General features: G+C 36.8%; 12 protein-coding genes. 9 read left to right on the top strand and 3 right to left on the bottom strand.

The annotated features are described in order from the left end of the window. The first annotated feature begins 103 nt into the window (after positions 1-103). The 8 genes from ACP6L2_RS17045 (at position 104) to ACP6L2_RS17010 (ending at position 12,226) form a co-directional block, all read left to right on the top strand. Positions 104-1,240, top strand: a complete 1,137-nt coding sequence (locus ACP6L2_RS17045) for a FecR family protein (RefSeq protein ID WP_440510454.1) — start codon at positions 104-106, stop codon at positions 1,238-1,240. Positions 1,241-1,400: 160 nt separating this feature from the next. Continuing rightward, positions 1,401-4,871: a SusC/RagA family TonB-linked outer membrane protein gene (locus ACP6L2_RS17040; protein ID WP_440510453.1), complete on the top strand. Its 3,471-nt coding sequence runs from the start codon at positions 1,401-1,403 to the stop codon at positions 4,869-4,871. 3 nt (positions 4,872-4,874) lie between these two features. Then, positions 4,875-6,296, top strand: a complete 1,422-nt coding sequence (locus ACP6L2_RS17035) for a RagB/SusD family nutrient uptake outer membrane protein (RefSeq protein ID WP_440510452.1) — start codon at positions 4,875-4,877, stop codon at positions 6,294-6,296. A gap of 10 nt (positions 6,297-6,306) precedes the next feature. Then, entirely contained in the window at positions 6,307-7,095 is a 789-nt protein-coding gene (locus tag ACP6L2_RS17030) for a DUF4843 domain-containing protein (protein ID WP_440510451.1), read from the top strand. Between the two features lie 7 nt (positions 7,096-7,102). Then, positions 7,103-8,680 (top strand): PKD-like family lipoprotein, encoded by a 1,578-nt coding sequence (locus tag ACP6L2_RS17025; protein ID WP_440510450.1) that lies wholly within the window; start codon positions 7,103-7,105, stop codon positions 8,678-8,680. Positions 8,681-8,820: 140 nt separating this feature from the next. Beyond that, positions 8,821-10,338 carry a retropepsin-like aspartic protease gene (locus ACP6L2_RS17020; RefSeq protein WP_440510449.1) on the top strand — a complete coding sequence of 506 codons (1,518 nt, stop codon included), beginning with the start codon at positions 8,821-8,823 and terminating at the stop codon, positions 10,336-10,338. A gap of 22 nt (positions 10,339-10,360) precedes the next feature. Next, positions 10,361-11,698 (top strand): TlpA family protein disulfide reductase, encoded by a 1,338-nt coding sequence (locus ACP6L2_RS17015; RefSeq protein ID WP_440510448.1) that lies wholly within the window; start codon positions 10,361-10,363, stop codon positions 11,696-11,698. 147 nt (positions 11,699-11,845) lie between these two features. Next, a complete protein-coding gene (locus ACP6L2_RS17010; RefSeq protein WP_440510447.1) occupies positions 11,846-12,226 on the top strand; it encodes a nuclear transport factor 2 family protein in 381 nt (126 codons plus the stop codon). A gap of 762 nt (positions 12,227-12,988) precedes the next feature. Here ACP6L2_RS17010 and ACP6L2_RS17005 read toward each other — a convergent pair. Next, positions 12,989-13,972, bottom strand: coding sequence for an aldo/keto reductase (locus ACP6L2_RS17005; protein ID WP_440510446.1), 984 nt, complete (start codon positions 13,970-13,972; stop codon positions 12,989-12,991). Positions 13,973-14,125: 153 nt separating this feature from the next. Here ACP6L2_RS17005 and ACP6L2_RS17000 point away from each other — a divergent pair, with 153 nt between their 5' ends. Next, a complete protein-coding gene (locus tag ACP6L2_RS17000; protein WP_440510445.1) occupies positions 14,126-14,665 on the top strand; it encodes a hypothetical protein in 540 nt (179 codons plus the stop codon). Positions 14,666-14,674: 9 nt separating this feature from the next. Here the strand turns inward: ACP6L2_RS17000 and ACP6L2_RS16995 are convergent, their stop codons facing one another. Both ACP6L2_RS16995 and groL read right to left on the bottom strand, forming a co-directional pair. Then, the gene (locus tag ACP6L2_RS16995; protein WP_440510444.1) at positions 14,675-15,493 is read right to left on the bottom strand and encodes a zinc-dependent peptidase; all 819 of its coding nucleotides are present in this window, start codon (positions 15,491-15,493) and stop codon (positions 14,675-14,677) included. 112 nt (positions 15,494-15,605) lie between these two features. Then, positions 15,606-17,243, bottom strand: coding sequence for a chaperonin GroEL (gene groL, locus ACP6L2_RS16990; protein WP_440510443.1), 1,638 nt, complete (start codon positions 17,241-17,243; stop codon positions 15,606-15,608). Between the last annotated feature and the right edge of the window lie 33 nt (positions 17,244-17,276).

The raw sequence follows: 17,276 nt of genomic DNA, 5'->3' as shown, positions 1-17,276 counted from the left end.
TCAACTTCTTATAAAATTTTTCATTTTTTTTTAATCTTTTGAGTAGAAGCTAGTAGCAAGTTTTGACACTTACCTATTAACGGCTCAGTAAACCACTCCGATTATGATTGACAAAAACAGGTTATTGCAATTACTTACGAAATTCCATGCAAACAAGGAAAGCAGGTCTGAGCACGATGAATTGTTGAAATGGTATGAGAACCAAGAAGGAAAGCCTTACTCAATTACTGAAGAAGAGCAAGTTCGAAATGGAGCAAAAGAACGATTGATACAATCAATTTCTGCACGTCCTACAAAGCGTTTTCCATATCCGTTAGTTTGGATACCTGTGGCAGCGGCTATGCTAATTGTAGGTTTCATTGGTTTTCGATATATCTTTTCTAACACAGAAAAGGTGGCTAGCATGGAAGAATTAAGCCAAATAAAACCGGCGAAAGAACATGCGATCATGACCTTAGAAAATGGGAAAGAGATTAATCTTGACCAATTGGCATTGAACGAAGAAATCCAGGTAGATAACTTAATTATCAAGAAGGACGAAAATGGCAAGGTTAGTTACTTTCTAGCGAACAGCAATGAACTGATAAATCAAATGAATAGTATTCATGTACCTATAGCAGCAACCTTTCCAATCACGTTAAGCGATGGAACTCGAGTGCTATTAAATTCGGATTCAAAACTCTCTTTCCCTAGTACTTTCGATGCCAAGGAAAGAATTGTTGAGCTTGAAGGGGAAGGCTATTTTGAAGTGGCTCATTTATCGAATAATTCACGTTTCATTGTCAAAACTGCCGATCAAACAATAGAGGTTATGGGCACTAAATTCAACATTAAAGGCTATAAATCCGAAGAAACTACACAAACAAGTCTGAAAGAAGGATCTGTAAAAGTATCAGACAATTATGGAAAGCAACTTTTATTGAAACCTAATCAACAAGCAAAATCTCATGGATCTAATCCTTTAGCATTAGCGAAGGTCAATATGGATCAAGTTTTGGGCTGGACGAATGGCGAATTCTTTTTTGATGGGAATAACACCAATGAAGTGCTAAGGGAAATAGCCCGATGGTATAATATCGATATTGAAAACAAAATAGCATCTCATGCACCCAACCAATATGTTGGGGTAATACCTAGAAACCTCACCTTAAATCGATTGGTGGAGTTACTTAACTATGCGGGATTAAAATCGACCGCCACCATTATGAATAACCAACGTATTAAACTACAGATTTATTAACCTAAAAATCAAATGATGAAAAAAAGAAATTACGCACCTTAAAATTGGAAATTCAGTCTATAAAAAAACGGACCCTGTTGGCCCAGGATCCGCTAAATAAGGCTGTTTGACTAATGAAAATCCATTTTAATTAATTATCACAACCCAATAATCTAAATTAATGAAATTTAATTTATTTCCATTCTCTATGAACGGGATTTTTTACGGCTACGACCAAAAACCGGTTATAACATGTAAAAATCAGTTGATAGATGAGCAGGCAAAGGAAACAATTTCTTTCGGACCTATAACGAGACTATTGATGAAAATAAACATCATCGCCATGATCATTGTATTGGCTATGACCCAAGTCAATGCACGCTCATTAGCACAACAAATCACCTTGAAACGTGAAAATGTTAAACTTTCCACCGTTCTCAAGGACCTTGAAAAACAAAGTGGTTATAACTTCTTCTACAAGAAGACAGACATTGAGCAGATCAAGGAAATTAATGTAAACTTTAATTCAACTCCCTTAAATGCGGTTTTGAACAGCATTCTTGCACCTCGTAATCTGACTTTCGAATATTTCGACAAAACGATTGTGATAAAAAAGGAAGGAGCTGTTTCTTCGACTGGTTCTATAGACTTATCCGAGCTTAAACCTTCGTTTGATCAACAACAGCAAGTCAAAGGAAGGGTAGTCGATGAAAATGGCAAACCTATTCCTGGAGCAACTGTTCGTGTAAAATCCTCCTCAGCAAAGGTGGTTGTAACAGATAAAGAAGGGAATTTCGTCCTTCCTATTACTGCTATCAATGAAACCATTGTCGTTTCCTTTATAGGATATGCTAATCAAGAACTAAAAGCAACACTTACCTCTTCTGGACTAACTGTTAGAATGAAACTGGTAAGCAATGAAGTTGATGAAGTAGTTGTAACTGGTATGATGGAGTTTAAAAAAGAAGCCTTCTCAGGCGCCTCTTCTTCTTTTAAAAGAGAAGAATTGAAACAAGTAGCTAACACCAACGTTATTCAGGCAATCAAATCCCTTGACCCATCCTTTTTAGTGATGGAGAATAACTTAAGCGGTGCTAATCCTAATATCCTTCCTAACATTGAATTGCGTGGTCAAACAAGTATTACTAGTGACAAATTACGCGATGCATTTACTGATGACCCCAATCAACCATTATTTATCTTGGATGGATTTCAAAGTAACCTGAGAACAATATTGGATTTGGACATGAACCGTATTGAATCGATTACTATCCTGAAGGATGCGAGCTCAACGGCAATTTATGGTTCAAGAGCTTCCAATGGTGTTGTTGTTGTAGAAACTATTCGTCCTAAAGCAGGTGAACTTCGCTTGAATTATACCACTGATATGAATTTAGAGATGGCTGATTTAGGCTCATATAATATGATGAATGCTGCAGAAAAACTAGAATTCGAACGTTTATCTGGAATTTACACCGCTCAAAACTATCAACAGGAATTACAACATACATATTATGATCCATTGTACAACCGCAAATTAGAAAATGTATTAAGTGGTGTAGACACCTACTGGTTAAAAACACCAGTGCGTACTGGCTTTGCACATAGACACTCCCTATATGCAGAAGGTGGTAATGAAAACTTCATTTTTAATGTTGGTGGTAACTATAAAAAGAACAATGCTGTCATGAAGGGTTCTGGGCGTGAAGAATGGGGAGCACGCAGCAACCTAGTATATCGTAAAGATAAATTGAGTGCTATTAATAATTTAAGTATCAACGGTAATAGAGCAGATGAATCCAATTATGGATCGTTCTCTACCTGGGTTAACATGAATCCATATTACGCAAATTTGGATCCTACAAACCCAATTATCGAACAATACATTGATCAAAAATATGGTACAAAATATAAGGTTTATAACCCTATGTACAATACCATGTTAAATAGCTTTGACAATCAGAACAGTTATGGAATTGTAAACAATTTCCAATTGATTTATAAATTCTCTAATGAATGGCGTGTTACTGGATCTTTTCAAGTAAGTAAAAACAATACTAAAGCTACGGCATTTACATCTCCTTTAAATACAGCATATGATAACACACCGATCTTAGAAAAAGGATCTTACTTTTCTCGTGAACAAAATATGTTGTCATTTTCTGGAAATGCCATGGTTTCTTATGCAAAAGCAATTAAAAAACACACAATCAATGGGAATTTCAGGGTAGAGTTTGCTGAAAACAATAATAAAAGTTTAAGTCTTAGGGCTGTTGGATTTCCGTTGAGTAGCAATGGTAACCCTGCATTTGCTTATGGATATGAAAAAAATGGTTCTCCTTCGGCTTCAAATGTTATTAGTCGTAGAAACTCTTTAATCGGATCTTTCAACTACAGCTACGATAATCGTTATAATACTGACCTATCTTTCAACTACGATGGATCAACTGCCTTTGGACGTCAAAATTCCTATTCTCCATTCTTTGCGGTTGGAGCTAGTTGGAACTTGCATAATGAGGCCTTTTTAAAAGATAGCCCAGCGGTTTCTCAACTAAGACTACGAGCCAACTATGGGGTAACAGGGAATCAAAACTTTAGTTCTACGACCTCCATATCGACCTACAATTATCTTTCAGCCTTCAATTATGCTGGACAAGGAGTATCCCTAGCAACGTTTGCAAATGAAAATTTACGTTGGCAAAAAACAAATCAATTTAGTGCAGGTATTGATGCGACCTTGTTAAAGAACAGGTTGAACCTTACATTAAATGCTTACGAAAAAATCACCAATGATTTAGCTGTAGCAGTAAGCCTACCTTCATCGACGGGTCTTGTATCCTATCCATTTAATGCTGGAGATTTAACCGTAAAAGGTGTGGAATTAATTGCAAAATACAATGTCATCCACAAACCTGCTGAACGAATTATCTGGAACGTGGGACTTACAGGTGCTAGAAGTACTCAGACATATAACAATTTCAACAACTTACTTGCAGGCTTAAATCAAAGTCTTCAAAATTCATCTTCATTAACACGATACAAGGATGGATTTAGTCCGAATGACTTATGGGCAATTCGTTCTTTAGGGATTGATCCTGCAACTGGACGAGAATTATTCTTGAAAAAAGATGGAACAAAAACTTTCGATTACGATCCTAAAGATATCGTTGCCATTGGAAATGGAAACCCATTAATCCAAGGTGTCTTAAGTACTAATCTTACCTATAAAGGATTCACATTTGGAGCTTATATGCGTTATATCTATGATCAAGATGTAATGAATTCTGCACTATTCAGAAAAGTAGAAAACATCAGCTTAACAAGTGTTATCAATAGCAATCAAGATAAGCGAGCGTTATACGATCGTTGGAAAAATGTAGGTGATATTACACAATTCCGTGGGATTTCAATTACAGAAAGTACTGTCCCATCCTCTAGATTTATACAACAAGAAAATTCATTCTCCTTGGAATCCATTTCATTCGGATATGATTTCAGAGATTCAAATTTCATTCGCAGAGCTGGCTTAACCAATTTAAGAATCTCCGGAATTACAAATGATGTATTCCGTTGGTCTACAGTACGCCGTGAACGTGGTATTGACTATCCATATGCAAAAATGTATTCACTTACCATTAACGCCAATTTTTAAGTCATGAAAAAAATATCAATTACATATAAAAGCCTCCTAATTGGATTATTAGGTATACTTTCATTAACCTCTTGTCAAAAGTGGTTAGAGGTACAGCCTGAAGATAAATTTACAAAAGATCAAATCTATAAAACACAAGCAGGGGTAAACGAAGTTGTCAATGGTTTTTATCTTAAATTAGGTGACAATCAATTATATGGCAATAAACTTACACTTACTGATTTGGAAATTATGGCTCATCGCTTTAGAATTACCAGATCAGATGGTTATAATTATGACCTGAAGGAACATAGGTACGATCAAGCTGGTGTAAAATCGTCTTTTTCTACCATCTGGACAAACATGTATGCTGTCATTGCAAACATCAATGATTTTGTTTCTGTATTGCCTACTGTAAACAATGGAATGACTGATGAGGAAAAAAATCTGTTGATAGGTGAAGCAATTGGTCTTCGTGCTTTCATCCATTTTGACTTGTTAAGATTATTTGGACCATCCTATACGGAAACTACAAAAACACTTGAAGCAATCCCTTATGTAACAAAATTGAGTACAGAAATTCCAGATATATTAAATTCTGAAGTGGTCGTTGTCAACATATTAAATGACATTAATAAGGCCAAAGAATTATTAGCAAATTCTCCTGTAATTTCTCAATCGGGCTATAATAGTTCAACTTCTAATTCATTCAATTATTTTGCTGCCTTAGCCTTGGAAGCTAGAGTTCAATTATGGGCAGGAAATAAAGAAGGAGCCTTAGCTGCTGCAAAGGCAGTAATTCAAGCACAAAATAAATTCCCTTGGATTACCCACCAAATGATTACAGCAAATGGCTCAAATCCTGACCGTAAATTTTATACAGAAGTAATTTTTGGGCTTTTCAATCATAAGATGTATGATGTACAAAAAGAGGTGTTCGATGCTACAATTTCGGATTCGGATATTTTAGCAACTGGCCCTTCAAATTTGGTGAGCAATATTTACGAAAGCAATGAATCAGATTACAGATACAATTATTCATGGCCATATGCCTCTACTGGGGTTGGATATCGAACTTTTGTAAAATTCCAAGATATTCCTAATACCAACCTTAGCAATAGATTTATGATGCCAGTAATTCGGATGTCTGAAATGTATTATATCGCAGCAGAAAGTGCTTCCGATCCTACTGAAGCATTATCTTATTTAAATACGGTAAGACAACATCGGAATATAAATAGTGATATCACAGATTATAATAACCTGGAAAACGAATTGACCAAAGAATATATGAAAGAATTCTACGGTGAAGGACAAGTTTGGTATTTCTATAAAAGAAAACAAAAAACAAGCATTTTCTCTGTAAACACCTCAGACTTAAAGTTTGCAATGAAAGTTTCAGATTATATCATCCCTCTTCCATTAGTAGAAACTGAAGGAAGATAAATTTATTCACATGAAAAATATATATAAAAACATTTGGGTTTTAATAGTTTTTCTTGCAATCTATGGATGTAAGGAAGAAACCTTAATAACCTATCCTGAGACGGAGGGTGGAAACAATATTTATTTCGTTGAAAAATATTTCAATAGCTCTGCTGACACAATGATGAAGGCAATTTCACTTGGATTGGCACCATCCACAGTAAAAGACACTTTAATCCAAATACCTATTCGAACAACTGGACTCCCTTCCGAGTCAGACAGATTGGTATCTGTGGTTCCTGTGGACACTTCATCAATGAAATTAGGAGTACATTATGACTTTGTTTCAGAACCGATGATCAGAGCAGGAAGAGTGACTGATTCTGTAAAAATTATCCTTCATCGAACCGAAGATTTAGCTACAACTCGGGTATATATCAAATTCGAACTGAAGGCTAATGAGTTCTTCAATACAGAGCTGAAAACAAAAAAGAATTCAATAAACCTACAAGATTTATTGTCTTACCAATTTTATATGGATGACATGTTTCCAGTGCCCTATTTATGGACTACTTTCGCTGGAAAATCTATTATCCTAGATCAATTAGGCCCATATTCAAGAAGGAAAGTAGAACTGATTTTAGAGGTTCTAAAGGTTGAGCCCTATTTATTATACGATAGCAAATATAAATTACCATCAAGTCTTCCTGTAAACTGGGCAACTTATTTAAAATATTGGTTAAATAAGGAAAAATCAGAGGGTAGAACCCAATATGATGAGAATGGAAAAGAAATATTAATGGGTCCTAAAGCAAGATAATTATACCATGAAAAAAATAACATTTTTAGCATTATTCGTCCTTTTATTGACGGCTAGTTGCAATAAGGATCTTGGAAATTACAATTACTCTACATTAGACTCCTTGCAATTAAACGAGTTTCCTGATACCATCAAGATACAAGTAGGTCAAGAAGTTGCTGTTGTACCAAATATTGTAACAAACAATGAAACCTTTGATAAACAAGAATTAACATTTCAATGGTACGCTTATAATTTAAATGTACCTGATAAAACTAAAGCTAGGATTAATTTAGGAACTAGTTCAGAACTAAAATTAGTCCCTAAAATGTCTGTTGGAACCTATCCATGCTATTTGAGAATCACTCAACCCTCTTCAGGTCGTACTTGGACCTATGGTTTCACTTTAATCATAGAAGGTAAAATTGGAAAAATAGGCTTTTTCATTCTTTCTGAAAAAGATAAACAAGCACATTTAGATTACTTCCAAGATGATCCAAATAATTGGAACAGCTTCGGCACGATCTATAGAGACATCAACTTATTTTGGAATAACCCTGTTACTGGTCAACCTCTATCTTTTGAAGGGGAACCGAGAACCATGGAAGTTTATGCAACAAGGAGAGATTCATATTCCAAACAAATAACATCTTTATTTATCAATGTGGGTAATCATTCCCATTTAGTAAATCAAAGTGATGGCTTTACATATGATCCAGTAACATTTGACTTCAAATATCTAAGCGCAGGTGGAAATCCGGAATATGCTGATAATATTATTGCTGCAGACGCTTTGGCTAGTATTGCTTTTAAAGACAACAATATTTACATGTATGCTTTTGGATTCAATAAATATTACAATGTGCCATTAAACGCCAATCCAGATGGTTCATTATATCCTGTTTCACCATATGTGGCCATGCCTTTAAACAATAATTATATGTATACGATGATTTTTGATAATCAGGCTAAGCGATTTATGAGTTTCTATATGTATGATGCTGTTGCAAAACCTGTCATGTCGGAAATCACAGGTTTCAAGCCATCCAACACAGGTATGGATTTAGTATACCTTGGACATACTATGGCATTTAATGGTCAGGCAGTAGCAATCATGAAAAAGGATAATAAATACTTCCTTGTCCGTTTCACTTTTACGACCATGGGAACTATCCTTCCAATTTCCATTTTGGATGTTACAAGTTCATTAACTGATGTGGCTCAAGCTACCAATTTCGCACTGGACAATAAATACGGGTATCTGTTCTATTCAGCTAATGATAAATTATACCAATATGACATGGATGCTAAGCAACTAAAGGTGGCTAAAAATCTTAATGGAAAAAAGGTTTCCTTATTAAAATCAGAAAGAATTTTGAATATGCACCTTAATTCGCCATACAGCACTTCGATCAATAAAGTGAGGATGGAACCTTTACATTATAGCATCATCTTAGGAACTTACGATGAAGGTAGTCCAAGCACTTCCGGCAAGGTGGAATTCTTGCATGTACAGGGTTTAATGGGTGACCTTATACAAACCATCAAGCCAATGGAAGGATTTGGAATAGTTAAAGATGTTCAATATACCGATATGGTGTCCTAAGGCATTTTAACTACCCTATACTTTCATCTTGTAAAGTACATCAAATAAAAGATTAATTAACAGTTAGTGATTTTATTTTGCATGTCAACCATAGATTTTGGAGGGAATAATTCCCGAGACAGAATTGTCCCTCCGATCCTATGGGAATGCTAAATCACTTCCCCTGGTCCAGATTCCTCATGTTATTCACACGTAAAATAGCTATTCTATTTAGCCTATTGCTATGGTCTACTCTGCAAACAAAAGCCCAAGACTTTAGCAAGCAGCTTCAAGATGCATTCCTAAAAAAAGATAAAAGCAGTCTCCAATCCGTATTGTCAAGCAATTTCTCAATCGCTGGCCACACGGACAAAACTGCTCAATTTAGATTAGAGCAAATTATTGACAAATACCCTATTTCCGCTTTTAAACAACTGGAAAACAACAAAGAAAAAACTAAAAACAGCATCCTGCTTCAAGTTCAAAGACCTAATAATACATTTGATACCACCTTGGTTTATTTAGCCAATGATGGCAAAATCAAACATATCGACCTATTCGATAAACTCTATGGCATGCAGCGATTGCCTAAAGCTAAACTTCGAGCAAGCATTCCATTTAAAAATCAAGCTGGAGCGATTATTTTCCAAGTGTACATCAATAATCATCCAAAACCGCTTAATCTTCTATTTGATACTGGTGCCGACGGCATGGCTATCAATGAGGATGTGGCTAAAGAATTGAACTTAACGATTTCTCGTACAAATAACGCATCTGTTGTGGGGGGAACTCAACAAATACAAGTGTCCGACAATAATAAAATTCGTATTGGAGACCTAGCACTTGACAACATGGGAATAGCCATCTTCCCAGCTCATAATGACAAACACACCGATGGACTTATTGGAAACACCTTGCTTAAAAGATTTTTAACCGAGGTAAATTACGACCAGAGCATCATCAACCTATATGATTTTGGTGCCTTTGAATATCCTAAAAAAGGTTTTACTGTACCTATCTCATTACCTGAAAGTTTAATAGAGATCCCCGCAAACCTAGAGCTTGTTACTAATAAAAAAGCCGAAGGTCGCTTTATATTTGACACTGGGGCTTCGTATAATTTAATCTGTTTCCGTCCCTTTGTCCGTGACAATAAAATGTTGGTCAGCGGGTTTAAACCACAAGGGCAAACCTTCACCGTGAGCTTTGGAATCAATACCCCAACTTTCTTTGGTAATGCTAAAGGATTTGCCATTCAGGGATTACCAAATTTAATGAACATGCCCGTTTCTTTAATGGGTGGTTCAGGTTCGGAGAATCAATGGAACCCTACTGAACAAGGTTCTATCGGTAATAGATTAATTGCTCGTTATAACCTGATCGTCAATATCGCCGAAGGTGAAATTCATTTCTCACCTAATAAACTATATGAACAGCCTTTTGACTTTGTAATTCATAGCGCGATATTAGGATGGAATGAAAATGCTCAATTGGTCATTCTAACTGATCCTGCCAGAAAAGAAATTCACGATAAAGTAGACCTCCCTATCAAAGAGATAAATGGTTTATCTGTGAAAGATCTCGTTAAGAAAAAAGAAAATATCCAAAACATCATTGATCAATCTAAAAAAGGAAATATTTCAGTCCATTTAGAAGATGGATCAATCCTATCCATTTAATCCATTTATAACATTCCATAAAATGAAAACTTTAACAACGATTGTACTCTCCCTATTCTTTCTATTTACAGCCTTGGCTCAACCCAGTAATATCACAGGAACCACGGAAAAAGGGAAATTTAAAAAAATCTACCTATACAAAGTCCTAAACGGAAGACTAATTGAAGTAGCAACCTATGTACCGGATGAAGAAGGTCGTTTCGCGTTTCGTTTCACTCCTGAGTACGAAGGCTTCTATTGTATAGGATATGGTCAACCACATATGACACAGGGAATAAACAAACTTTATTTCCGTGGAAAAGAAGATCTGACTGTAAAATTGAATGCTGAAGGTCTTGAACTTATTGAAAGCAACAGCAAGGAGAATGATGCGCTAGCTAATTGGCATAAAATAAGCAACAGCATTCAAAGCAAATCCACCAATATTGGCAACATGTCCACGTATGTTGACTTCTTCCCTGAATTGGAAGAATTGCGGTCAAAATATGATTTATATAGTAAAAACCCAAAAACAGGAAATAAAGTATTCGATGCACTCTTTCCTCAAATCGTGAAGAATGACATCGCATTCTACGCATTAAACTTTCTGTACACACCTCATGCAGCACACCCTAGTAAAGAAGAATATACCGCATTCTACAACGATATTAATACCGATGAATACATGAATGATGGTTTATTAGCTTATCCATTTGGAGACCGCTTACTTTCCAGTCTTGTGATGTTCAAAAATATGGGAGGAAAAAAATTCGATATCAATAGTCTAATTGAAAGTATCCCAAATCCAACCTTAAAAGGACAGTATTTCTTAGCTTATGCAGAAAGACTAAAGTCTATGGAAGATTACCTAGTATTATTGGAAAAGAACAAAGCTAACTTAGTCCTAGAAGAGCAAAAACAACGTGCATCAGCAATCGAAGCAAAATTAGCAGAAACCAAAGCCGGAGTACCTGCATTTAACTTTAGCTTTGCAGATGTCAATGGAAAAGCTACTGGATTATCAGATCTACGTGGTAAAGTGGTATTACTTGACCTTTGGGCTACTTGGTGTGGTCCATGTCGCGCGGAAGAACCACATTGGGAAAAACTCAATGAAGAATACAAAGATAAAGCTGTGGCATTTGTCGGAATCTCTACTGATCAAGATAAAGCAAAATGGGTAGAATATGTAAAAGAGAAAAATGCAAAAGGAATTCAACTACATGCTGGCCCAAGCAATCCGCTTTCGGAAGCATATAAGGTAAATGCAATTCCTCGATATATTCTAATTGACAAAAAAGGAAATCTAATCACCGCAGATAGTCCAAGACCATCAGACCCAAAACTAAGGGAGCTTTTGGACACTTGGATAAAAAAATAGTTTGTTGTTTGTTTTATTTGTTGATGCAGCTCCCGGGCTGCATCTTCTTTTTCTATATACCCCAAATCCAACAATTAAGACCAATAGACAAGTTTCCATAAAACATAAGCCTGAATTTAGCGTTTAATAATAAAGTAAATTGCACATATGTCTAAAAGAGAAGAAATAGTTAGAAATTACATCCAAGCTTATAATAACTTCGATGTAGAGGGAATGGTAGCCCATTTTTCCGATAATATTGTTTTTGAAAATATATTGAACGGTCAAACGACCGATACCCTAGAAGGAATCGAGGACTTTAAAGATCAAGCCGAAACAGCAAAATCCTATTTCGAAGACAGAGAGCAAACTATCACAGAACTCATCGAGCTGCGCGACAATATTGAAATCCGTATTCAATACACCGCAACCCTAGCAGTAGACTTTCCAAATGGACTTAATAAAGGAGAAAAACTAGAACTCGCCGGAAAATCAATCTTTCAATTCAATGATGACGACCAAGTCGTAAGACTATTGGATATAGCTTAATAGACCGCTGCGCCCTGAGGGCAGTATTTAGTAAATAGTATTTAGTAGTTAGACCTATTGGCGATTACTATTCCCAACTCAGAGCAAAGCGAAGAGTCTCTAAATCCCTCCCAATGCCACGTCATCTTTCACCGAAGGTGAAAGATCTTTGAACTCTACAAACCACTTGTATATAATATTTTCACGATTGATTGTATGGTCGATGCATGCATTGACCATAAATTCATTCCATTTCAATCTTATTATCCAAGACTAATCTAAAGGTATTATACTTAAGCGGGCAAACATTCCGCTGCGCTCAGTATTGCCCCTACGCATGAGGTACTACCTAACGGTTAGGAAACTATCTAGATAGTACGTAAGGTAGGGGCAGCACTGAGCGAGTTTGAAGAAGGGATTTATCCCGATGAAAACGAGCGGAATGTCTGCCCGTTCATAATAATCTGTATTTATTTTATAAGGTTATTTTTGTTTTTTACCTATCCGATCGAAGCATGCTTCGACCCTACATTTATAGTGGTTAGGGGTCTTAAAATCACAAATGTTTGTAGGGGCGATGCATGCATCGCCCGCCTATAAAACTATTCCGTTTTATTCTTTAAAACAATTCTGATTTACAGAAAAATGGTTTCTTCGGCCAGCCTCATATGACCCAGTCTTGGAGAGGGAGTACAAAGACTCTTCGCTTTGCTCTGAGTTGTAAGTAACATAAAGCTATCCCGCCAATAGGTCTTTATACTCTGTACTAAATACTAACTACTCTTAAAAAGCATCCACCACCGCATTCACAAACTCAATCTCATCATCGCTCAGATTGATATCCATGGCTTTAGCATTTTCTACTGCTTGTTTAGCATTTCTAGCACCAGCAAGTGCGATCGTTATACCAGGTCTTTCAACAGTCCAGCGTAGCACCAATTGACCAAGTGTTACCCCCTTATCATCTGCAAGCGGTTTTATGCGCTCCAATAAAATATTAGTTTTCTCTACAAAATCCGGTTGGAAGTGTGGTAATTTAGCGCGGTGATCCCCTTCCTGAAAAGTATATCCCGGGTGAATCTTTCCAGTTAACAGACCTCTTTCCAAAGGACTATAAGCTAACACAGCCTTGTTATGTTTTATGCAATAAGGAACAGTCTCTTCTTCAACAGCACGATTCACCATCGAAAAGGGAATTTGGTTAGATACCAATGGCAGAGTTCTCTCCGCCTCAGCCATTAATTTAGCATCGTAATTACAAACACCCGCATAACGAACCTTCCCTTGTTCAATCAATCGTCCTACAGCCTCAAAGGTCTCGTCTAACGGCGTTGTACTATCAGGCCAATGGATTTGATACAAATCGATATAATCGGTGCCCAAACGCTTTAAACTCTGCTCACATTCATAAATCACACTATCCTTACCTGCAAATTTATAGATCTCGATATCTTCACCTTGATTATTCTTACTATGAAAGGCAAAGTCTCCAGCTTCAAGATCCCAACGCATCCCAAATTTGGTGAGCAATTGAACTTGGTCTCGAGGAATCTCTTTCAATGCTTCACCTACAATTTCTTCACTTGTGCCCTGACCATAAATAGGAGCGGTATCAATAGAAGTAACGCCTAAATCATAGGCTGCACGAATGGCTTCTATAGCATCGTTCCTGTCAGTACTACCCCACATCCATCCACCTGCTGCCCAAGCTCCAAATGTAATAACGGAGACATTTAAATCGCTGTTCTCTAAAAATCTATATTCCATGGCTTTTTGTGTTTATGTATCTATAACGAATTGATTTACAATATTGGTATAACAATGTCTTATAAAGATAAGGCATCCAAAATTTGCAAACAACTTAACTAATACATACACGAAGTTTACTTATATTTATTGTCAAAATCACAGGTAAGTATTATGAAAAAACTCCCAATCATTTTTTTTGCTGCAGCTTCAATTAGTCTTGTAGCATGTAATTTATCTCAAAAGGCAGATACTAAAGATTCTGTTTCCACAACTTCTCAAGCAGAAAAAGAAGTGGATAAGTCCATCCCTTATGAGGAAGCAAAAAATTACTTTGTAAAAAACAACGTTCCTTCAGGAGAAGTTGGTGCTCGTAAAATTGAAACACAAGAACAATTTGACTCTTACTTTGGCCCTGCGGCAACAATGGGAGAAAATGGAACCCCAACTAAAATTGATTTCAACACACATTTTGTCATTGCCATCTTATCTCCAGAAACCGATTTAAAACGTGAGGATGTGCATGTTGGCCTAAGCCAAATTGATAGCAATATCATCGTTTCATTCCATGAGCATCTGGGTGAAAAAATGTCCTTCACTACAAGAGGTGCAACCATCCTGATCGTTGATAAAAAATACAATGGCCCAGTCACTTTACAAGAAACAGAAGAAGATCACTCTGGACATGACCATGGTCATGATCATTCTCATTAATCAAATAAACTAGGATGCCTCAGCATCCTTTTTATCACTGTATATTTCATCCAGCAGCTCATAAAGCTCTGGATGATCTTCTTTTAGGAGTTTTGGCTTTTGAATGAAGTATTCCGAAACAACGGCTAAAAACTCTGCGGGATTAGTTGCTGCATAATCTCGGATATCTGATTTATCTCTACGGATAGCACTAATCGTTTGATGCATTTCCTCCAACCATGGTTGAATCAATTCCTTAGGTATCAAATACTCTGGAATTCCGTCTACTTCTCCATCGGCTTTATCAATGAGGTGAACAAACTCATGTATGGCGGTATTACCAACCGAATTCTTAGAAAATCCAGCCAATAAGGCCGGCAAGGAAAGTATCATTTTTCGGTGCATAGCACCATCACCTACCATACCTAGTATATTTCGTTTCTCCTCAGCGGTATTGTATTTCTCGTTGAATGTTCCAGGATAAATCAGTACTTCATCTAGATTCTCATAAGACCAATTGTGAAAATGAAATAAGGGAATAGTAGCACTTGCGGCCACTAGTACTCGGTGTTCATCGGTTATTGAGACCCCTTTCTCTGGTGAAATCATAGTTGTCCTTAGGAAGTAAGCAACCCGAGAAATAAAGACCTCTTGTTGATCCTTTGATAATCGATTGAAAAATCCCACATGAGCCGTTAAGACAGCTTGAATCTGCTCCGTACTTGGGATGATACTGTTAACTATCTTCTTATTTCCTACTTTTTTCCATACGAAATAAATCAAAACAGCACCAATCAAAAAAACCAATACGAGCATCCATACCGCGCGATCATCCATAATATTGTACATTTTTTATCCTAACGAATATACTGATTTCCAAAGGCTCTTAAAACTTCTAAAAAAAGAAAGAGCCTCCAAAATGGAAGCTCTTTCGTTAATGTTATATGAATCGAAATAATGATTACATCATTCCACCCATGCCACCGCCCATTGGAGGACCACCAGCACCTACTGGATTCTCTTCTGGTTCGTCAGCAAGGACACATTCTGTTGTTAATAACATCGATGCTACAGATGCCGCATTCTCTAAAGCAACACGTGAAACTTTAGTTGGGTCAATAACACCTGCTGAAATCAAATTCTCAAATTTATCAGTACGTGCATTGTATCCGTAGTCTGCAGATCCTTCTTTCACTTTCTGAACGATTACTGCACCTTCGATACCTGCGTTAGCACAGATTTGACGCAAAGGCTCTTCGATAGCACGTTTGATGATATCAATACCGATTTGTTCATCTTCGTTATCACCTTTTAAGTTAGCTAATGCTTCAGTAGCGCGAATGAAAGCAACACCACCTCCTGCAACGATACCTTCTTCAACCGCTGCGCGTGTAGCGTGTAAAGCATCATCAACACGGTCTTTCTTCTCTTTCATCTCCACTTCAGTAGTTGCACCTACATAAAGTACCGCAACACCACCTGATAATTTCGCTAAACGCTCTTGCAATTTCTCGCGATCGTAATCTGAAGTTGTAGTTTCAATTTGCGAACGAATTTGTGCTACGCGTGCTTTAATATCTTCTGCATTTCCTGATCCGTTGATAATAGTCGTATTGTCTTTGTCAACTACGATTTTCTCTGCTTGACCTAAGTAAGAAAGTTCAGCATTCTCTAATTTGAAACCTCTTTCTTCAGAGATTACAGTACCACCAGTTAAGATAGCGATATCTTCTAACATAGCTTTACGACGGTCTCCAAATCCTGGGGCTTTAACAGCTGCCACTTTCAGTGAACCGCGGATTTTGTTAACTACTAAAGTAGCTAATGCTTCACCATCTAAGTCTTCAGCAATGATCAACAATGGTTTACCAGTTTGTACTTGTTTTTCCAATACTGGCAACAATTCTTTCATGTTGCTGATTTTCTTGTCGTAGATTAAGATATAAGGATTATCTAACTCCGCTTCCATTTTGTCTGAGTTGGTCACAAAATATGGCGATAAATATCCACGGTCAAACTGCATACCTTCTACAGTTTTCACTTCAGTTTCTGTACCTTTTGCCTCTTCAACGGTAATAACACCATCATTACCTACTTTCTCCATCGCTTCTGCGATTAAAGAACCGATAATTTCATCGTTATTTGCTGAGATAGAAGCAACTTGTTTGATTTTATTGTTATCAGCTCCTACTACTTGAGATTGTGATTTCAAGTTAGCAACAATTGCTGAAACAGCTTTATCAATACCACGTTTCAAATCCATTGGGTTTGCACCTGCTGCAACAGATTTAATTCCTGGCGCAACGATTGCCTGTGCCAATACGGTAGCTGTAGTTGTACCATCACCCGCTTGGTCAGCAGTTTTTGAAGCTACTTCTTTCACCATTTGAGCACCCATGTTCTCAAGGGCATCTTTTAGTTCAATTTCCTTCGCTACAGTAACACCGTCTTTGGTAATTGCTGGTGAACCGAATTTCTTCTCAATAATTACATTACGTCCTTTTGGACCTAAAGTTACTTTCACTGCATTTGCTAAGGTATCAACACCTTTTTTCAGGGCGTCACGTGCTTCAACGTTATATTTTACTTGTTTTGCCATTATCTTTTTTATTGTTTGTAAAAAGAACTACTC

Origin of the sequence: Sphingobacterium lactis (assembly GCF_051951495.1) — a bacterium.
Classification (GTDB): Bacteria; Bacteroidota; Bacteroidia; order Sphingobacteriales; family Sphingobacteriaceae; genus Sphingobacterium; species Sphingobacterium lactis_A.
This window is presented reverse-complemented; position numbering and strand designations above follow the sequence as displayed.